At 72.5% G+C, this 17,726-nt stretch carries 19 protein-coding genes; 12 read left to right on the top strand and 7 right to left on the bottom strand.

The genetic code is table 11. The annotated features are described in order from the left end of the window. Positions 1-10: 10 nt before the first annotated feature. Genes AB0A65_RS02165 through AB0A65_RS02155 form a run of 3 tightly spaced genes read left to right on the top strand, consistent with a single transcriptional unit; the run spans position 11 to position 1,702 of the window. Positions 11-508: a hypothetical protein gene (locus AB0A65_RS02165; RefSeq protein WP_359944818.1), complete on the top strand. Its 498-nt coding sequence runs from the start codon at positions 11-13 to the stop codon at positions 506-508. Next, a complete protein-coding gene (locus AB0A65_RS02160; RefSeq protein WP_359944815.1) occupies positions 498-1,235 on the top strand; it encodes a hypothetical protein in 738 nt (245 codons plus the stop codon). Before AB0A65_RS02165 ends, AB0A65_RS02160 begins: the two co-directional genes overlap by 11 nt. Next, on the top strand, positions 1,232-1,702 hold the full coding sequence (locus AB0A65_RS02155) for a hypothetical protein (protein WP_359944812.1): 471 nt from the start codon (positions 1,232-1,234) through the stop codon (positions 1,700-1,702). The genes AB0A65_RS02160 and AB0A65_RS02155 overlap by 4 nt, the downstream gene beginning before the upstream one ends. A 41-nt stretch (positions 1,703-1,743) precedes the next feature. Here AB0A65_RS02155 and AB0A65_RS02150 read toward each other — a convergent pair whose 3' ends face one another. Together AB0A65_RS02150 and AB0A65_RS02145 are read right to left on the bottom strand one after the other, a co-directional pair. Further along, the gene (locus tag AB0A65_RS02150; protein WP_359944809.1) at positions 1,744-2,394 is read right to left on the bottom strand and encodes a response regulator transcription factor; all 651 of its coding nucleotides are present in this window, start codon (positions 2,392-2,394) and stop codon (positions 1,744-1,746) included. Continuing rightward, positions 2,391-3,404, bottom strand: coding sequence for a histidine kinase (locus AB0A65_RS02145; RefSeq protein ID WP_359944806.1), 1,014 nt, complete (start codon positions 3,402-3,404; stop codon positions 2,391-2,393). Before AB0A65_RS02145 ends, AB0A65_RS02150 begins: the two co-directional genes overlap by 4 nt. A gap of 147 nt (positions 3,405-3,551) precedes the next feature. On the opposite strand from AB0A65_RS02145, the gene AB0A65_RS02140 reads away from it, so the two are divergent. Both AB0A65_RS02140 and AB0A65_RS02135 read left to right on the top strand, forming a co-directional pair. Next, positions 3,552-4,421 carry a CPBP family intramembrane glutamic endopeptidase gene (locus tag AB0A65_RS02140; RefSeq protein ID WP_359944803.1) on the top strand — a complete coding sequence of 290 codons (870 nt, stop codon included), beginning with the start codon at positions 3,552-3,554 and terminating at the stop codon, positions 4,419-4,421. A 29-nt stretch (positions 4,422-4,450) separates the two neighbouring features. Beyond that, positions 4,451-4,786 carry a hypothetical protein gene (locus tag AB0A65_RS02135; RefSeq protein WP_359944800.1) on the top strand — a complete coding sequence of 112 codons (336 nt, stop codon included), beginning with the start codon at positions 4,451-4,453 and terminating at the stop codon, positions 4,784-4,786. On the opposite strand, the gene AB0A65_RS02130 is transcribed toward AB0A65_RS02135, so the two are convergent. Continuing rightward, the gene (locus AB0A65_RS02130) at positions 4,764-5,183 is read right to left on the bottom strand and encodes a VOC family protein (protein WP_359944797.1); all 420 of its coding nucleotides are present in this window, start codon (positions 5,181-5,183) and stop codon (positions 4,764-4,766) included. The genes AB0A65_RS02135 and AB0A65_RS02130 overlap by 23 nt on opposite strands. 73 nt (positions 5,184-5,256) lie before the next feature. Here AB0A65_RS02130 and AB0A65_RS02125 point away from each other — a divergent pair, with 73 nt between their 5' ends. After that, positions 5,257-5,838: a GNAT family N-acetyltransferase gene (locus AB0A65_RS02125; RefSeq protein WP_359944794.1), complete on the top strand. Its 582-nt coding sequence runs from the start codon at positions 5,257-5,259 to the stop codon at positions 5,836-5,838. On the opposite strand, the gene AB0A65_RS02120 is transcribed toward AB0A65_RS02125, so the two are convergent. Then, positions 5,816-6,388 (bottom strand): TetR family transcriptional regulator, encoded by a 573-nt coding sequence (locus AB0A65_RS02120; protein ID WP_359944791.1) that lies wholly within the window; start codon positions 6,386-6,388, stop codon positions 5,816-5,818. The two genes, AB0A65_RS02125 and AB0A65_RS02120, sit on opposite strands and share 23 nt — an antisense overlap. Positions 6,389-6,474: 86 nt before the next feature. On the opposite strand from AB0A65_RS02120, the gene AB0A65_RS02115 reads away from it, so the two are divergent. Further along, positions 6,475-7,047, top strand: coding sequence for a dihydrofolate reductase family protein (locus AB0A65_RS02115; protein ID WP_359944788.1), 573 nt, complete (start codon positions 6,475-6,477; stop codon positions 7,045-7,047). Here the strand turns inward: AB0A65_RS02115 and AB0A65_RS02110 are convergent. Next, positions 7,032-7,493 carry an SRPBCC family protein gene (locus AB0A65_RS02110; protein WP_359944785.1) on the bottom strand — a complete coding sequence of 154 codons (462 nt, stop codon included), beginning with the start codon at positions 7,491-7,493 and terminating at the stop codon, positions 7,032-7,034. The two genes, AB0A65_RS02115 and AB0A65_RS02110, sit on opposite strands and share 16 nt — an antisense overlap. Positions 7,494-7,546: 53 nt before the next feature. Between AB0A65_RS02110 and AB0A65_RS02105 the strand changes: the two genes are divergently transcribed. Beyond that, complete coding sequence (locus tag AB0A65_RS02105; RefSeq protein ID WP_359944782.1) at positions 7,547-10,852, top strand: DUF4132 domain-containing protein; 3,306 nt, start codon at positions 7,547-7,549, stop codon at positions 10,850-10,852. 44 nt (positions 10,853-10,896) lie between these two features. Here AB0A65_RS02105 and AB0A65_RS02100 read toward each other — a convergent pair whose 3' ends face one another. Further along, the gene (locus AB0A65_RS02100) at positions 10,897-11,826 is read right to left on the bottom strand and encodes an aldo/keto reductase (protein WP_359944780.1); all 930 of its coding nucleotides are present in this window, start codon (positions 11,824-11,826) and stop codon (positions 10,897-10,899) included. A gap of 2 nt (positions 11,827-11,828) precedes the next feature. After that, complete coding sequence (locus tag AB0A65_RS02095) at positions 11,829-13,040, bottom strand: ROK family transcriptional regulator (RefSeq protein ID WP_359944777.1); 1,212 nt, start codon at positions 13,038-13,040, stop codon at positions 11,829-11,831. 106 nt (positions 13,041-13,146) lie between these two features. Here AB0A65_RS02095 and AB0A65_RS02090 point away from each other — a divergent pair, with 106 nt between their 5' ends. From AB0A65_RS02090 to AB0A65_RS02075, 4 genes are read left to right on the top strand one after another with little or no spacing between them, the layout of a single operon-like run. Then, positions 13,147-14,244 (top strand): Gfo/Idh/MocA family oxidoreductase, encoded by a 1,098-nt coding sequence (locus AB0A65_RS02090; RefSeq protein WP_359944774.1) that lies wholly within the window; start codon positions 13,147-13,149, stop codon positions 14,242-14,244. Positions 14,245-14,261: 17 nt separating this feature from the next. Beyond that, the gene (locus tag AB0A65_RS02085) at positions 14,262-15,725 is read left to right on the top strand and encodes a sugar ABC transporter ATP-binding protein (RefSeq protein ID WP_359945561.1); all 1,464 of its coding nucleotides are present in this window, start codon (positions 14,262-14,264) and stop codon (positions 15,723-15,725) included. Beyond that, on the top strand, positions 15,722-16,720 hold the full coding sequence (locus AB0A65_RS02080) for an ABC transporter permease (protein WP_359944771.1): 999 nt from the start codon (positions 15,722-15,724) through the stop codon (positions 16,718-16,720). Before AB0A65_RS02085 ends, AB0A65_RS02080 begins: the two co-directional genes overlap by 4 nt. Beyond that, the gene (locus AB0A65_RS02075) at positions 16,717-17,718 is read left to right on the top strand and encodes an ABC transporter permease (protein WP_359944768.1); all 1,002 of its coding nucleotides are present in this window, start codon (positions 16,717-16,719) and stop codon (positions 17,716-17,718) included. The genes AB0A65_RS02080 and AB0A65_RS02075 overlap by 4 nt, the downstream gene beginning before the upstream one ends. Positions 17,719-17,726 lie beyond the last annotated feature (8 nt).

Below are 17,726 nucleotides of genomic sequence, written 5' to 3'. Positions count from 1 at the left end.
GGAGCCCCAGATGGGCATGCAACTGCCCGGCGAGTTGATCACCCTGCTCGGGATGCTCGGCTACGAGTGGCCCGAGTCGGACGAGGAGAAGATCTTCAACCTCGCCGGCGAGTGGACCGGCATGGCGGACCAGATCTCCGGCCGGGTCGAGTCGCTGAGCGCGGCCTCCCGGACGCTGATCGAGAACAACGCCGGCGGCGACATCGACGCCTTCCAGGCCCACTGGGAGGACGAGGAGTCGGCGATGAAGAACATCGCCGACGTCGGCGACCCGTCGAACGAGATCAACATCGGCCTGACGATCGCCGCCGGGATCATCCTGGCGCTGAAGATCGCGGTGATCATCCAGTTGGCGGTGCTCGCGGTGCAGATCGCGTGGGCGATCGCGACGGCGCCGGTCACGTTCGGGGCGTCGATGGCGCAGATCCCGATCTTCAAGCAGATCGCCGGGATGATCATCGACCAGGTCATCGACCAGGCCGTGAACGCGGTGCTCAATGCCGCCTAAGGGACCGAAGTCGGGCTCGAAGGCCAAGAGCACGATCGTCAACAAGGTGCTCAACGTCGACGGCACGTTCCGCACGCCCGAGCCGCGCGGCCGCTCGAACCACCCCGATCCGGACGTGCGCAACCTCGACAACAAGATCGACGACATCAAGCGCGAGGACAAGCCCCGGGACTGGGGCTCGATGGACTCCACCGGCGACAAGAAGAAGGACCACGACAAGCTCAAGGACCGCTGGAACGAGTACATCGACGAGAACCCCGACGGCTGGAGCAACAAGAAGCGGCAGCCGTGCGTCTCCGCCGTGTGGGACCGCGAGTCGGGGCGGGTCTACTACGACCACAACGTGAACAAGCGCGACAAGTGGAACATGGACCCCGACGAGCTCGACCCGATCCTGCGCGAGCGGTACAACAAGTCCCTGGACCGGGACGGCGACTTCTGGAAACTCCAGCCCCCCGACCAGGACCGGCACGGCGCGCCCGGCACGCACTCGGAGACCCGGGCGCTGAACCGGGCGCTCAAGGACGCCCGCGCTGACGGCCGCGAGCCGTGGATGGAAGACTTCATGATCCACAACGGCAACCCCAAGTCCAAGGAGTCCATGCGCTCGTGCGGCAACTGCACGCAGATGTGCGACGGCACCCACGGCTCCAAGGCCGGCTGGAAGTCGGACGGCTCCGGCGGGTACACCGAGGACACGAGCTGGAACGGTGATTTCTCCGTATGAGACCGAGTTACGACCCCGTCGCGCTGTCCGTGCCCGACGAGGAGATCCGCATCGACGGGAACCAGTCCTACTGGCGCGGCTCGGAGCGGTTCACCGGGTTCACCGGGGAGGAGCTCGACGACGGCGTCTACGAGTTCCAGAGCTTCAAGGACGGCTGGCTCGACGGCCCCAGCGGCCAGGTCACGGCCGACGGCGACCTCATCGAGGAGGAGTGGTACCAGGGGAACCACCTGTACGGGATCACCCGCGAGTTCCGCCACGACGGCACCCTGGCGAAGGCCACCGGCTACCGGTTCGGGTACCCGATCTGGATCGTGCGCTTCGACTTCGACGGCACCACCCCCCTGGAGACCGAGTACCCCGAGCCCGTCCACGGGCAGCGAGAACTGATCGGCATCCTCGAAAGCAAGCGCGAGTACCGGCCGCTGCGCGGTCCCGAGGACGCCGCGGACCTCTCCAAGCACTGAGGCCCCGACGGGCGCCGCCCGGCCGCGCCCGACCGGGCTCCTCACGCGACCGGGTCGGCGCGTCCCGTCTGCCAGCACCACGCCGCGATGCCGACGCGGTTGGCGGCGTTCAGCTTCGCCTGGATGCTGGCGAGATGCGTCTTGACGGTGCCGACGGAGATGAACAGCTCCGCGGCGATGTCGGCGTTCGAGAGCCCGCGGGCGACCAGGCGCGCGAGCTCGGTCTCCCGCGGCGTCAGCGGGTTCGGCGGCGGGCGGTGCGCCTCCGGGGCGAGGTGCCGCAGGAGCTTCACGGTGATCGCCGGGCTGATCAGCGATTCCCCGGCCATCGCCGCCCGCACGGCCTCCGCGAGGAGCGCCGGGCCCGAGCGCTTCAGGACGAACCCGCACGCACCCGCGCGCAGCGCCGCGTGCACGTACTCGTCGGCGTCGAACGTCGTCACGATGACCACGCGCACCTGCGGATCGGCGTCCGGCGCGGCGAGCAGCCGCGTCACGTCGAGGCCGTCGAGGCGCGGCATCCGGATGTCCACCAGCGCCACGTCGGGCCGGAGCGAACGCGCGAGCGACACGGCCCGCGCGCCGTCGGCGGCCTCGCCGACGACCGCCATGTTCGGCTGCGCGTCGATGAGCCTGGCCAGGCCGCGGCGCACGCGGTCCTGGTCGTCGGCCACCAGCACCCGGATGCTCACTCGGCCACCAGCGCGGTGACCGGGAGCGTCGCCTCCACGAGCCAGCCCGCGCCGTCCGGGCCCGCGCGGAACTCGCCGCCCAGCGCCTCGACCCGCGCGGCCAGGCCGATCAGGCCGGTCCCGCCGCGGCCCCCCGAACGCGGCAGCGAACGACCCGATCGCAGTGCGCCCGTGTCGGACACGCGCGCCACCAGGCCCGCGGGCCCGGCCGTCACCGAGACGGCGACGCCCGCCGCGTCGGGCGCGTGCCTCCTGACGTTCGTCAGCGCCTCGGCCACCAGCCGGTACACCGCCTCGCCCGTCTCACGCGGCACCCGTTCGGCCGCATCGGGATCGAGGTCGCACCGGACCGGGACGCGCGCGGTCTCGGCGAACCGGTCCGCGAGCTCCGGCAGGTCCGCGACCCCGTAGGTCCGCGCGCTCGGCGACCCGGTGCCCTCGCCGCGGAGCATCCCCACGGTCCGGTCCATCGCCGCGAGCGCCTCCAGCCCGGCCCGCTCGATCCGCTCCAGGGCCGCGTCCCCGCCGCCGCCCTCGGCGCGGGTGGCCTGGGCGTCGAGGACGATGCCGGTGACGTCGTGCGCCACCAGGTCGTGCAGCCCGGCGGCGAGCGCCAGCCGCTCCCGGCGCCGCACGTCATCCAGGGCACGCGCCCGGCCGCGCGCCACCAGCCGCACGAGGAGCCCGGTGCCCGCCGCGGCGAGGCCGACGACCGCGCCGAACGCGATGAAGAAGACGTACTCCGTGGCGCTGGCGCCCGCGCCGTTCAGCATCCGGAGCGGCTGCGCCGCAAGGGCGGCGGCGCCGAGCACCGCGGCGGCCCAGGCGCGGCCCGCCGGTGCGTGCCGCACCGCGAGCGCGATCAGGGCTGCGAGCGCCGCGCCCTCCAGGAGCATCCAGGCCCCGGCCGCGCCGGTGAGCGTCCCCCGGTAGAGGGCCGTGCCCAGGAGGGACGCGGCCGCCGCCGCGATGGCGGCCGGGCCGCCGCCGATTCGCCGTACTCGATTCATGCGGCGACCGTACCCAGTCGCGGCGATCCCGGCCCTCTGCCGAAAGACGGATTTCCGGGGCGCGCGGTCCCTCCCCCGACGGATGCCCGGCAGGGGCCCGCGGCGGCCACGCTTGACCGCACGTCAACGCAGTCAAGGAGAACCACCATGGTCCACACCCCGATCCGGGCCCGCGCCGAGCGCGGCCCCCTCGTCCGGGCGGTCGCCGCCCGGCCGCTGCTCAGCTTCTTCGTCCTCTCGTTCGTCCCGTCGTTCGCGTACGAGCTCGTGGTGATCCTCGTGCTGCGGCTTCCGCTGGTGCCGTGGATGTTCGCGGCACCGTTCATCGGGCCGTTCGCGGCGGCGTTCGCCGTGACGGCGGCGTCCGAAGGACGGGAGGGCGTGCGGGCGCTGCTGCGGGACCTGTGGCGCTGGCGGGTCGGCGGGCGCTGGTACGCGCTGGTGCTGCTCGGGCTCCCGGCGCTGCTCATGCTGTGCGTGCTGCCGCTGCCGGGTGCGGCGGCCGCGTTCGGGCCGGTGCCGGAGGAGGTCCCGGCGTGGGTGTTCGCGTTCGCGCTGGTCCTGGTCGTGGGCGGGCCGCTGGGGGAGGAGCCGGGGTGGCGGAACTTCGCGACGCCGCGGCTCCAGGCGCGGTTCGGGCCGGTGCGCGGGACGCTGGTGCTGGGGGTCATGTGGGGGCTGTGGCACCTGCCGCTGTTCATGATCGAGGGCTACAACCACGCCGGGGGCGGGCTCGGGGCGACGGTGGTGCCGTACCTGGTGTTCCTGGGGTTCACGGTCGCGATCGCGTTCCCGTTCACGTGGCTGTACAACCGCACTGGCGGGAGCGGGCCGCTCGCGGTCCTGGCGCACACGTTCTTCAACGTGACGCTGCTGCCGGTGCTGTTCCCGGGGGTCTCGAACGATCTCCGCTACGAGGCGGTGCAGCTCGCCGCTTTCGGGCTGGTGGCCGTGTTGCTGGTCACGGCGACGCGGGGGCGCCTCGGTCTGGCCCCGATTGTCGGTCGCCGTTCGTAGGATCGTGGCAGTCGAGGAGAGGAGTGGAGATGACCAGGTATTTCATCTCGTTCGACGAGGGGACGATGGTGATTCCGGAGGCCGACCTCGCTGCGGTCGGCGAGGCCGCGCACGCGGTGGTCGCCGCGGCCAAGGCGGCCGGGGCGTGGGTCACCGGCGGCGGGGTGATCCCCGGGGCGAGCGTCGTGGCGGTCGACGGCTCGGTCACCGAGTCGCCTGCGCCGGAGGCGAAGGCGACCGTGGGCGGGTTCGTGGTCCTGGACCTCGGCTCGCACGCCGAGGCCCTGGACTGGGCCGGGAGGTTCGCGGCGGCGTGCCGCTGCGCGCAGGAGGTGAGGGCCCTTATGGACGATCCGGAGGCGTGACGGCGACGAGCTCCACCTCGTAGCCGTCCCGGTCCTCCAGGTAGGCCGCGTAGTGGTCCGGGCCGCCCGCGTGCGGGTGGCGGTCGGGGAACATGAGGGTCCAGCCGTGGGCGGGGCCTTCGGCCGCCAGGCGTTCGACCTCGGCCGCGGTGCCGACGTGGAACGCGAGGTGGTTCAAGCCGGGCGCGCACCGGTCGTGCCGGTCGCCGCTCATGGCCGCCGACTGCTCGACCACCAGGTACGTCGCCCCGAGCCGCCAGCTCATCCCGCGGTCCCAGTCCTGGTGGACGCTGTAGCCGAGCTCCCCGAGCAGCCACCCGAACGAGCCCTTCGCCCGGCCGAGGTCGGGGACCCACAGCTCGACGTGGTGCAGCATGCCGTGGACCGGATTCTCCATGGCGGCAATGCTAACCGGGGCGCCGCGGCGAAACCCGGTTTACGCGCACCCGCGGCTCCGGGATCATCGGGGGATGGGTATCGAGATCCGCGATTACGTTGCGGCGGACGAGGACGGATGGCTCCGGTGCCGCGTCCTGGCGTTTCTGGGCACGTCGTACTTCGACGCCGTCGAGCCGCGCAAGCCCGCGATCGAGGAACCCGGCTTCTCACTGGTCGCGGTGGCCGGTGACGCGATCGTCGGGCTGATGGACGTCGCCGTCGAGGGCGCCGAGGCGACGATCGAAAGCGTCGCGGTGCATCCCGACCAACGCTCCGAGGGGATCGCGCGGGCGCTGCTCGACGCGGCCGTCGAGCGGCTGACCGGCACGGGCGTCGCCACGGTCGACGCGTGGACGCGGGAGGACCCCGGGACGCTCGCCTGGTACCGCGCCACCGGGTTCACCGAGGGCGACCACTACCTGCACGTCTACGCCGACCTGTACGCGCACCCCGAGGAGCCCGACCGGGCCGTCGGGTCCCGGCGGGCCGGGCTGCGGCCGGTGAAGGCGTTCCTGCACGCGGGCATCGAGGACGAGGCGCGGTTGCGGGAGGAGTTCTCGCGGGTGCACGTGTGCCGGAGGTTCGTGCGGCCTATTCCGGGACGAGTTGGGTGACCAGGGTGGTGATGAGGGCGTCGGTGCGGGGCCGGTCGAAGAGGTCGGGGAGGGTGAGGCGTTCGAGGATGAGCCAGTTCAGGGCGAGGTAGAGGTGGACGACGGTGTCGGCGTCGCCGGGCATGCCCGTGTCGAGGTGGAAGTCGATGTTGTCCTGGAGGTTGGCGCGGATCTGCTCGGTGAGGATCGTGCGCAGCTCGGGGCGGCGGGTCGATTCGAGGCGGAGTTCGAGCATCGCGAGCTGGCCTGAGGGGTAGGCGGTGATGCGGCCGACCATCTCGTGCATGAGGCGGTCGACCGAGGCGCGGGTGCGGGGGAGTGCGAGGGACTCGCCGATCACCTCGGGGCCCGGGTCGAGGCGCTCGAAGACGCGGCGCCCGGCCTGGACGAGGAGCGCGTCCCGGTTGGGGAAGTAGTTCGAGGCGGTGCCGGTGGGGACGGCGGCGCGCTGGTCGACGGCGCGGAACGTGAGCCCGCGGGCGCCCTGGTCGGCGAGCACTTCGATGGCGGCGTCGACCAGCGCGGTGCGGCGCTCGGGGTTCTGGCGCATGGGTTCCTCGATCCTCGGTTGACACCACTGCGGATGTAGTGGTAACTTCAAACCACTTCATTCATAGTACTTCAAACGGAGTGTGTATGCGCGAGCTGACCTACTACATCGGCGCCACCATCGACGGCTACATCGCCGGCCCCGGTGGCGAGTTCGATCGACTCCCGATCGAGCCCGACCTGTCCGCCCACATCAACGCCCTGCGGCCAGAGACGATCCCGACCGCGTTCCGCGAGCCGCTCGGCATCGCCGACGCGCCCAACAGGCTGTACGACACCGTCATCATGGGCAAGGGCACCTACCTGCCCGGCCTGGAGTCCGGGAACCCCAGTCCCTACTCGCATCTGAAGCAGTACGTCTTCTCCTCGATGCTCGACCCCGCGCTCGCCCCCGACGTCACCTTCGTCGCCGAGGACGCGCTCAAGACCGTCCGCGAGCTGAAGCGGCAAGAGGGCCAGGGCATCTGGCTCTGCGGCGGCGGCAAGCTCGCCGCCGCGCTGGTCGAGGAGATCGACGAGATCGTGCTCAAGCGCTACCCCGTGGTCCTCGGCGGCGGCCTCCCGCTCTTCGACGGCCCCTACGCGCCCCTGCGCCTCGACCTCGTCGAGAACCTCACCTTCGACTCCGGCATGTCCCTCCAGACCTACCGCGCCAGGTAGGCCGCCAGGTTGTCCAGAGAGGACCCCATGCCCTCGGCATGGTCCTCCGGCCGGATGCCGTCCGGAACGCCGGAAGCGGCCACCTCCACCGTCGCCCCGCCCTCGGCGGGCGCGACGGTCCAGGTCATCGTCATGGTCCCGGCGAACGCGGGGTCGTCGGAGACGAAGTCGATCTCCTGCACGACCCGCTCGCCGGGGACCAGGTCGGTGAAGCGGGCCTCCGAGACGTCGGAGTCCGCCGTCGACTTCCCCTGCGCCGCCGAAGGATCGTCGTACGTCAGCACCAGCCGGAACGACCCGCCGGGCCGCGCGTCGAAATGCTCGAACCGCCCCGTCATCCCCTGCGGCGGCAGCCACTCGACCAGCGCCGCCGGGTCCACCAGCGCCGCGTACACCGCCCCCGGGGAGGCCGCGATCTCCTTGGACGCCCTGTCGACTCGCACCATGCCCGCACCGTAGCACCGGGGCGGTGTCGTACCGGGTTCCTATGCTTCCTGGCGTGAACCTCAATGACTCCTCATCCGTCCCCGGTGAAGACGCCGTCGCGCTCCCGGAGTCCTGGACCGAGCACACCCTCGACCGGCGCGGGCGCCGCGAGCCGCGGCCGGTCGTGGTCGATGCCGATGCGCCGCAGCGGCTTCAGGACCTGTTCGGCAAGAACGAGCTGAACCTCCAGGCCCCGCTGGAGGCCGCCGCCGCGCAGGGCGGGCCGCTGGAAGCCTTGCTCAAGGCCGGGCTCGCCCATGAGCCCGACCCGGAGGCCGCCGCGTTCGCCGTCTCGCTGCTGATGCGCATGCACTGGCAGCGGGGCGGCGAGATCGGGCTGACCGCCCTGCACGCGTGGATCTCCCGCCACGGCCTCGCGTTCGCGACCGAGGCCCTCATGGAGCTGTTCGCGAACTCGCTGTCCTGGTACCGCGCGAAGGACCACCCCACCGGCTCCGTCCTCAGTTTCGGGCCTCACTCGACCTACAGCTTCGCCCGCAGCGCGATCACCTCCTACCCGGCGCTCGCCGACCTCCGCTCGCTCCTCGCCGCGCTCCCCGACGGCGAGTACGAGGCGCTCCGCGACCGCGTCGCCGCGCGCCGCACCTCCGAGGCGCACCAGGCGGTCGGCGCGGTCCTCATGCCCGACCAGGAGCAGTGGGTCCGGGACGCGTGCACCGTGTTCGCCTCCCGCAGCCGCCACGGCGCCAAGATCATCTGGACGTTCATCTCCACCGCCGAGCACCTCGAACTGTGCGGCGTCGAGTACCTCGACCACCCGCAGTTCGACGCCTCCGCGATCGCCCTCGCGGTCGACGTCCTCGGCACCGAGGCCCTCCCGGTCCTCACCGCCACCCTCGACGCCGAGTCCAAGCCCGGCGCCGAGGCCCGCGACCTCATGTTCGAGGCCATCGGCCGCCTCCCCTCCGACGCCGCCGTCGCGTACCTCCTGGAGCGGACGGTCCGGCCGCAGGCGCTCACCGCCCTGCGCCAGGCCGCCGCGCGGTTCCCGGTGCGGACGCTCCGGGCCGCCGCCGCGGTCGCGCCGACGGCGTCGCTGCCCGCGCGGGCCCGCATCGCGGGGCTGCTGCGCGAGTTCGGCATCGAGGACCGCATGTCCGCATTGGACGACGCGCAGCGCGCGAGCGTCGAGGAGCTGCTGGCCGCCGCGGCGCGGTACCCCGTCGCCGAGGAGCCGCCCGCGGTGTTCGCGGTGCCGCCGTGGGCGCCGTTCGGGAAGGCCGGGAAGACCGCCGTCGCCGGGCTCGTGCCGCCCGAGATCAACGAACTCCGCTGGGCCCCTGAGGAGCAGGAGCAGTGGGGGACGATGCCGGAGGAGGGGTACGCGTACGAGTACATCCGCGGCAACCCCGACATGTGGGAGCGGATGATGCCGCAGGGCCCCGACCCCGACCACTACTACTTCCCCGAGCTGCTCGCCTGGGGCCCTGAGGATCGCGCCCGCGCGGCGCTGCCGCTGTGGGCCGGGAAGTTCGAGTGGTCCACGACCGAGACGCTCTGCGCGATCCTCGCCCGCTTCGGCGACGAGGCCGCGGCGCAGGTCATGGACCTCGTCAAGAAGCGGCCCTCGCAGCGCGCGGCGATGATGCCGTTCCTGAGCCTCGACGCCGCCCGCCTCGCCGCCGACCTGGTGTCGCGCCCCCGCGGGGACCGCGCGCTCGGGCGGGCGTGGCTCGACCGGCACGCCGCCGACGCCGCGTCGCTGCTCATTCCCGACGCGCTCGGCAAGGCCGGCAAGCCGCGCCTGCGCGCGATCGACGCGCTCAAGCACCTGGCCGCCACGGACCGCGCACTGCTGGACGAACGCGCCGCCGCGTACGGCCAGGCCGCCCTTGAGGCCGTCGCCGCGATCGTGGACGCCGACCCGCTCGACCCGCAGCGCCGCGTCCCCAAGGCCCCGGCCTGGGCCGATCCCGCGATGCTCCCGCCGGTCCTGCTCGCGGGCCGGGAGGCCGCGCTGCCCGCCGACGGGGTGCGCACCCTCATGTCCGCGGTCGCCCTGGACGACCCGGACCTGCTCTACCCGGGCGCGGAACCGCTTGTGGCCGAATGCGACCCGGCGTCGCTGACGGCGTTCTCGTGGGGCCTGTTCGAGCTGTGGCTCTCGGCCGGGTCGCCCTCGAAGGACGGCTGGGCGATGGACCAGCTGCGCCGCTTCGCCGACGACGTCGCCGTGCGCCGCCTCACCGACCTCATCCGCGAATGGCCGGGCCAGAGCCAGAACCGCAAGGCCGTGCGCGGCCTGGAGATCCTGGGGCACATCGGCTCCGAGGCCGCGCTGCGCTCGGTGCAGGCCATCGCCTCGAACGCGAAGTTCAAGGCGCTCAAGAAGACCGCGGCCGCGCAGATCGAGGTCATCGCGGAGCGCCTGGACCTGAGCCTCGACCAGCTCGCCGACCGGCTCGTGCCCGACTTCGGGCTGTCCTCGGACGCGCCGCTGGTCCTGGACTACGGGCCGCGCTCGTTCACCGTCAAGTTCGACGAGGGTCTGAAGCCGTTCGTGCTGGACGACAAGGGCAAGCGCCGCGCGAGCGCCCCGAAGCCCGCGGCGGCCGACGACGCCGAGCTGGCGCAGGCCGGGTTCGAGCGGTTCGCGCTGCTGCGCAAGGAGTTGAAGGCCGCGGCGACGGCGCAGGTCAAGCGCCTGGAGACCGCGATGACCGGGCAGCGCGAGTGGACGGTGCCGGAGTTCCGGCAGTACCTGGTGGACCACCCGGTGGCGTGGCAGCTCACGAGCCGCCTGGTGTGGCAGTGCTCGGACGGGGACGGCTGGCGGTCGTTCCGCCTGGCCGAGGACCGCACTGCGGCGGACGCCGAGGACGAGCCGTTCGACCTGCCGGAGGACGCCTCCGTGCGGATCGGGCACCCGGTGACGCTGGGCGCGGAGGTCGCGGCGTGGGCCGAGGTGTTCGCGGACTACGAGATCCTCCAGCCGTTCGAGCAGCTGACGAGGCTGGTGCTGACGCTGACGGACGAGGAGCGCGAGGCCGGGCGCGTCGCCCGCTTCGAGGGTGCGAAGACCGGCGCCGGGCCGCTCATCGGGCTGCTCAAGCGCGGGTGGAAGTACGGCGACCCGCGGGTGCGCAGCTACGGCCGCGGGATCTACTACGAGTTCCCCGAGGGCGGCTTCGTGCTCCTGGAGTCCTCGCCGGGCGTCCACCCGGGCTACGGGTACGACGACAACGAGCAGGTCTTGGAGAAGGTCATTGTGGCCCTGCCGGAGGAGGGTGACGTCGACCCGGTCCGCATGTCGGAGACGCTGACCGTGGCGGCGCGGATCGCCAGAGCGACCAGGTAGGGCGCGACGAGCCGGGCGGACGGGAGCACCGTCCGCCCGGTCGGTCAGATGCGGGCGTCGGGCTTGAGGGATTCGAGTCGCGGCCAGAGGGCGTCCGGGATCTCCGTCTCGAAGAGCGCGATCGTCTCGGCGATGCGCTCGGGGCGGGAGATGCCGACCACCGTCGAGTCGATCAGCGGTGAGCGGGTCGAGAACTGGAGGGCCGCCGCCGCGAGCGGGACTCCCGCCGCCTCGCAGGCTTCCGCCATCGCCGCCGCGCTCGCGGCGAAGGCGCCGTCCCGTTCGCCGTAGCAGTACTTCGGCTGCGCGGCCGGGCCCTTCGAGAGCATGCCGCCGCCGTACGGGGCCGCGTTCAGCACGCCGAGCCCGTCGGCTCGCGCGCCCTCGAAGAGGTCGTGGGCCTCGCGGTTGAGGAGCGTGTAGCGGTTGTGGTTGAGCACCAGGGCGAACTCGCCGGTGTCCAGGTACCGCCGGGTCACCGCGATGTCCCCCGCGGCCACCGCGAGGTGGTCGACCAGGCCCTCGTCGCGGATCGCGACCAGCGCCTCCAGGGCGCCGCCCGGGGCGAAGCCGTCCTGGGACATGAACTCCGGGTCGTGGAGGGCGAGGATCGGGACCCGGTCCAGGTTGAGGCGCTCCAGGCTCTCCTCAAGTGAGCGGCGGACCCGCGCGCCGGAGTAGTCGCCCGTCTCCGGGTCGGCGTCTACTTTGGTCTGCAGGACGAAGCCCTCCGGGAGGCCGCCGCGGCGGCGGACCGCCTCGCCGATCCGGCGCTCCGCCAGGCCGTCCTTGCCGTAGTTGTTGCCGGTGTCGAGGTAGTTGACGTCGCTGTCGAAGACCGCGAGGATCGTCTCGACCGCGCGCTCGTCCTCCACGTCGTAGCCGTAGGTCTCGGTGAACCCGGCGATGGTGCTGGTGCCGAAGCACAGCGGCGTGACGCTGATGCCGGTCTTGCCGAGGGTGGTGCGCTGCATGATCATCCGTTCTTCAGGGAATCCGTGCCCGCGTCGAGGCGCGCGGGGTCGAGGGCGTGCTCGATGACCATGACGCCCGCGCCGATCGCGCCGCTGGACTCGCCCGTGCGGGCGGCGGCGATGCGGAGGTGCCTGGTGGCCAAGGGGAGTGAGCGCTGGTAGATCACTTCGCGGACGCCCGCGATGAGGTGGTCGCCCGCGAGCGCGAGCGAGCCGCCGATGACGATGATCGAGGGGTTGAAGAAGTTGACGGCCCCGGCGAGGACCTCGCCGATGTCGCGCCCCGCCTGGCGGACCCGTTGCAGCGCGGGGATGGAGCCGGAGCGGGCCAGTTCGACCACGTCGAGCGAGCCGCCCGCGGGGATGCCCTCCGACGTCAGCGCGGTCGCGATGGCGGCGCCGGAGGCCACGGCCTCCAGGCAGCCGGTGTTGCCGCAGCGGCAGTGCGCGTCGTCGGCGCCCGCGACGCGGATGTGGCCCATGTCCCCGGCCGCGCCCTGGGCGCCGCGGTAGACCTGCCCGCCGACGATGATGCCGCAGCCGATGCCGGTGGCGGCCTTGATGAAGAGCAGGTGCTCGTACTCGGGCCAGGCGGCGAAGTGCTCGCCGAGGGCCATGATGTTGACGTCGTTGTCGACCAGCACGGGAACCGGGATGCGTTCGCGCACATAGGAGGGCACGTCGAAGCCGTCCCAGCCGGGCATGATCGGCGGGTTGACGGCGCGGCCGGTGGAGTGCTCGACGGGGCCGGGGAGGCCGATGCCGATGCCGAGGAGGTCGGAGACGGGGCGGGCGACCTCGTCGAGGAGCTTGCGGCCGTGCTCGACGGTCCAGTCGAGGACTGCCTTGGGGCCCAAGGCGATCTCCAGGTCGGCGTTGACGGCGGCGAGGACGTTCCCGGCCATGTCGATGACGGCGAGGCGGGCGTGGGTGGCGCCGAGGTCGGCGCCGAGGACGATGCGGGCGGCGGGGTTGAACGCGAAGGTCGCGGGGGGCCTGCCGCCGGTGGAGGCGGTCTCGCCGGAGGGGGCGATGAGGCCCGCGGCGAGGAGGGCGTCGACGCGGCCGGTGACGGTGGAGCGGGCGAGGCCGGTGAGCGCGGCGAGCTCGGACCTGGTGCGGGGCACGCCGTCCCGCAGCAGTTGGAGCAGGGTGCCCGCACCGGCGGCGGCCGCGGGGGCCGTCCGGTGCCGCTCGGTCGAACCATCAGTCACGGGACTAGTGAACCACACCGGTTCGGACGGGCTGGTGTCATAACTGTTTCATAACACGAACAACTTTTGCTTGTGCTTCGTCATAAGTCTGCCCTACGGTCGTCATATGGCTCACGTCACGATCACTCGGCCGACGACCTACCGCGCCGCCGTCATCGGCACCGGCTTCATGGGGCGCGTCCACTCGCACGCCATCGCCGCCGCCGGGGGCGCCGTCGCCGGGATCGCCGGCTCGACCCCCGAGCGGGCCCGCCGCGCCGCGCCCTCGCTGCGGGCGGAGGCGGTCTTCGACGACGTCAAGGACCTGATCGACGCCGTCGACGTCGTGCACGTCTGCGTTCCGAACCATCTCCACCACCGGATCGCCATGGCCGCCATCGAGTCCGGGAAGCACGTGGTGTGCGAGAAGCCCCTTGCCACGGACGTCGGGGCCGCCCGCGAGATGACCGAGGCCGCCGAAGCGGCCGGCGTCGTCGCCACCGTCCCGTTCGTCTACCGCTTCCACCCGATGGTCCGCGAGGCCCGCGCCCGCATCGCCGCTGGCGGTATCGGCCGCCTCACCCTCGCGCACGGCTCCTACCTCCAGGACTGGCTGCTGCGCCCCGACGACGACAACTGGCGCGTGGACGCCGACAAGGGCGGCGCCCTGCGGGCGTTCGGCGACATCGGGTCCCACTGGTGCGACCTGCTCGAATTCGTGTCGGGGGACCGGATCACGGCCGTCTCGGCGCAGCTGTCGACCGCGAACCGCCGCCGCGGGGGCCGGGACGTCTCCACTGAGGACATCGTGACGCTCCAGTTCGCCACCGCGGGTGGCATGATCGGCTCCACGGTCGTCAGCCAGGTCTCCGCGGGGCGCAAGAACCGGCTGCTCCTGGAGATCTCGGGCTCGGAGGCCACGCTCGCGTTCGACCAGGAGCGCCCCGAGACGCTCTGGATCGGCGGCCGCGAGGTCAACGGCGAGCTCATGCGCGACCCCGAGAACCTCAGCCCCGACGCCGCGCGCCTCGCCCGCGTCCCCGGCGGCCACGCCCAGGGCTACCAGGACTGCTTCAACGCGTTCGTCGCCGACACCGGCGCGGCGATCGCGGGGAACGCCCCCGACGGGCTGCCGGTGTTCGCGGACGGCCTGCGCGCCGCCCGCATCGCCGAGGCCGTCGCCGAGTCGGCCCGCACCCGGGACTGGGCGGAGGTGCCGCAGTGACCGACCTGCTGCTCGCCATGCGCGGCATCGACAAAGCCTTCCTCGGCGTCCCCGTGCTCTCCGCTGTGGACCTCACGATGGCGCCGGGAGAAGTCCACGCCCTGGTGGGGGAGAACGGCGCGGGCAAGTCCACGCTCATGAAGATCCTCGCGGGCGTCCACACCGCGGACGCCGGCACCATCGAGCTGGACGGCCGCGCCGTCTCCTTCACCCACCCGCTCCAGGCCCAGCAGGCCGGGGTCGCGTCGGTCTTCCAGGAGTTCAACCTCCTGCCGGAGCTGACGGTGGCCGAGAACGTCCACCTGGGGCGCGAGCCGCGCCGCCGCGGGCTCATCGACCGCCGCGCCATGACCGCGCAGACCGCGGAAGTGCTCGCGGACCTCGGCGTCGAAGACCTCTCGCCCGCAGCGAAGGTCGGCACCCTCTCCGTCGCGCACCAGCAGATCACCGAGATCGCCAAGGCCCTCTCCCAAGGGGCCGACCTCATCTGCATGGACGAGCCCACCGCGGCCCTCGCCGACGCCGAGGTCGAGCTCCTCTACCGCCTCATCGGGCGCCTGCGCGAGCGCGGCACCGCCGTCCTCTACGTCTCCCACCGGCTCAAGGAGATCTTCGACCTGTGCGACCGGATCACCGTCCTCAAGGACGGCCGCCTGGTCGACACCACCGCCACCGCCGACGTCACCCCCGACGACCTGGTCGCCAAGATGGTCGGGCGCCGCATCGAGGCCCAGTTCCCCGAGCGCCTGCCCGGGACGGAGACGGGAGACGTGAGGCTGAAGATCAGCGGCGGCGGGAACGACCGCATCGACGCGATCGACCTCGAAGTCCGGGCCGGGGAGATCGTGGGCCTCGCCGGGCTCCAGGGCTCGGGCCGCACCGAGATCGCCGAAGCGGTCTTCGGGATCGCCCCGTTCACCCGCGGCACCCTCGAAGTCGACGGAAAGCAGATGCGCATCACGAAGCCCCGCAAGGCCATCGGCGCCGGGATCGCGCTCGTCACCGAGGACCGCAAGGCCCAGGGCCTGGCCCTGCGCCAGTCCGTGCGCGCCAACGCCCGCATGGTCCTCGACGCCAACGCGCGCGTCCACTCCCGCGCCCGCCTCGCCCGCGTCACGGGGCTGCTCTCCAGCCTCGACCTCGTCGCCCGCGGCGAGGACCAGGAGGTGCGCTTCCTCTCCGGCGGCAACCAGCAGAAGGTCGTCGTCGCGAAGTGGCTCGCCGCCGAGCCCGGGATCATCGTCCTCGACGAGCCCACCCGCGGGATCGACGTGGGCGCCAAGCACAAGCTGTACTCGGTGATCCGCGAGCTCGCCGCCGAGGGCCTCGCGGTGCTCCTCATCGCCTCCGAGCTCATCGAGGTCATCGGCCTCGCCGACCGGATCGCCGTCCTCCACGACGGCCGCATCGCCGCCGAGCTCCCCGGCGGCGCAACGGAGCAGCAGGTCATGGCCTACGCGACCGGAAGGGGCCCGGAATGACCCAGCGCCTCCAAAGACCCCGCCTGGGCACCACCGCCCTCATCTACCTCGCGCTCGCGGGCGTCCTCCTCATCGGGGGGATCGCGGTCGCGGCGGACGGCGGGAACCTGTTCGCCACCGCGAACCTCGTCGACATGCTCACCCGCACCAGCCTCACCGGGTTCCTCGCCATCGGCATGACCCTGGTGATCCTGTGCCGGTCCCTGGACCTGTCCGTGGGGTACACCGCGGCGCTCTCCAGCCTCGTCGCCGCGACCACCATGGACGGGAACCCCGCGAACGTCCCCCTCGCGATCGCCGCGGTCCTCCTCGTCTCGGGCCTGGTGGGCGCGTTCAACGGCGCGGTCACCGCCTACCTCGGCGTCAACCCGTTCATCACGACCCTCGGGACCGGCCTGATCATCAAGGGCTACCTGGACACCCAGTACAAGGGCCCCGCCGGGGACGTACCGGCCGTGTTCCAGCAGTTCGGGTACACGCGCATCGGGCCCGTGCCGGTCTCGGCGCTCGTCATGCTCATCGTGGCCGCGGCGGCCATCTGGTTCCTGCGCTCCACGCGCACCGGCCACCACATGTACGCCGTGGGCGGCGACGTCGACGTGGCGCGCATGTCCGGCATCCGCACCGGCCGCACCCTCCTTGTGGCCCACGTCCTCTGCGGCATGACGGCCGGGGCCGCCGGGCTCCTGCTCGCCGCGCGCTTCGGGACCGGCTCGGCAGAGGCTTACACGAACCTCTACGAACTCGACGCCATCGCCGCGGTGGTCCTGGGCGGGACGCTCCTCCTCGGCGGCAAGGGCGGCGTCGCCGGAACCGTCGCGGGCGTGGCGATCCTCGCCGTGCTCGACACCGTGTTCAACGTCCTCCAGATCGACCCGTTCGCGAAGGACGTGCTCCGCGGCGCCGTCATCATCGCGGCCGTCGCCATCTACGCCCGCCGCCAGCTCGACCGCCACGCGAGAAGGCCCCGCTTCGCCGAAGGGAGGGCGTCATGACCCGCGCCCGGGAGCTGCTCGCGCGGGCGACGAACCCGACCGCGACCGTCTTCATCCTGCTCGTCCTCGTCTTCGCGGCCGTGTTCGCGATGAACCCCGGGTTCTTCGCGGGCCCCTCGCTCATGGCGTTCCTGAAGCAGGCCGCGCCCCTGGTGATCCTGGCCGCGGGCCAGTACTTCGTGATCGTCTCGGGGAACTTCGACCTGTCCGTGGGCGCGCTCGTGGGCGCCCAGGTCGTCATCGCCGCGCGCCTCATCGACGGCGAGGAGTCCCGGACGTTCCCGGTGCTCGTCGTCATGGCGCTCTTCGGGATCGCGGTCGGGCTCGTCAACGGGCTCATCACCACGGCCCTGAAGGTCCAGTCGTTCATCACCACCCTCGGGATGCTCCTGGTCCTGTACGGCGCCATCCGGCTCTGGACCGGCGGCGCCCCCACCGGCAGCCTCTCGGAGTCCTTCCGCGTGTTCGGCCGCATGGGCATTGAGGACGTGCCGGTCCTCGGCCAGATCCCGTGGGCCCTGGTCATCATGATCGCGCTCGGCGCGGGCGCGGTGCTGCTCATGCGCACCCGCTTCGGCCGCGTCCTCATGGCCGCCGGGGACAACGAGCGCGCCGCGGCCCTCTCCGGCGCCCGCGTCGACACCGTCCGCACGCTCGCATTCGTCCTCTCAGGACTGTCGGCGACCGTCGCGGGCGTGCTCATCGGCGGCTTCGCTGGCGTCTCCGCGCAGGTCGGCGACGGCCTGGAGTTCACCGTCATCACCGCGGTCGTGCTCGGCGGCGTCGTCCTCGGCGGCGGCCGCGGCTCCGTGCTCGCCGCGATGGCCGGGGCACTGGTCATCGAGGGCCTGTTCACCCTGTTCAACCAGATGGCGCTCCCCGCGACGCTCCGGCCCGCCGTGCAGGGCGCCATCATCATCGCCGCCGTCGCCTACGCGGCGCGGGCGCGCGCCCGACCCGTTCCGACCGCCACCACCGCAAGTCCAACTCCCTCATGAGAAGAAGG

The organism is Glycomyces sp. NPDC047010 (genome assembly GCF_040644205.1).
Taxonomy (GTDB): Bacteria; Actinomycetota; Actinomycetes; order Mycobacteriales; family Micromonosporaceae; genus Glycomyces.
The sequence above is the reverse complement of the archived record's forward strand: the minus strand, read 5'-3'. Positions and strand labels throughout refer to the sequence as shown.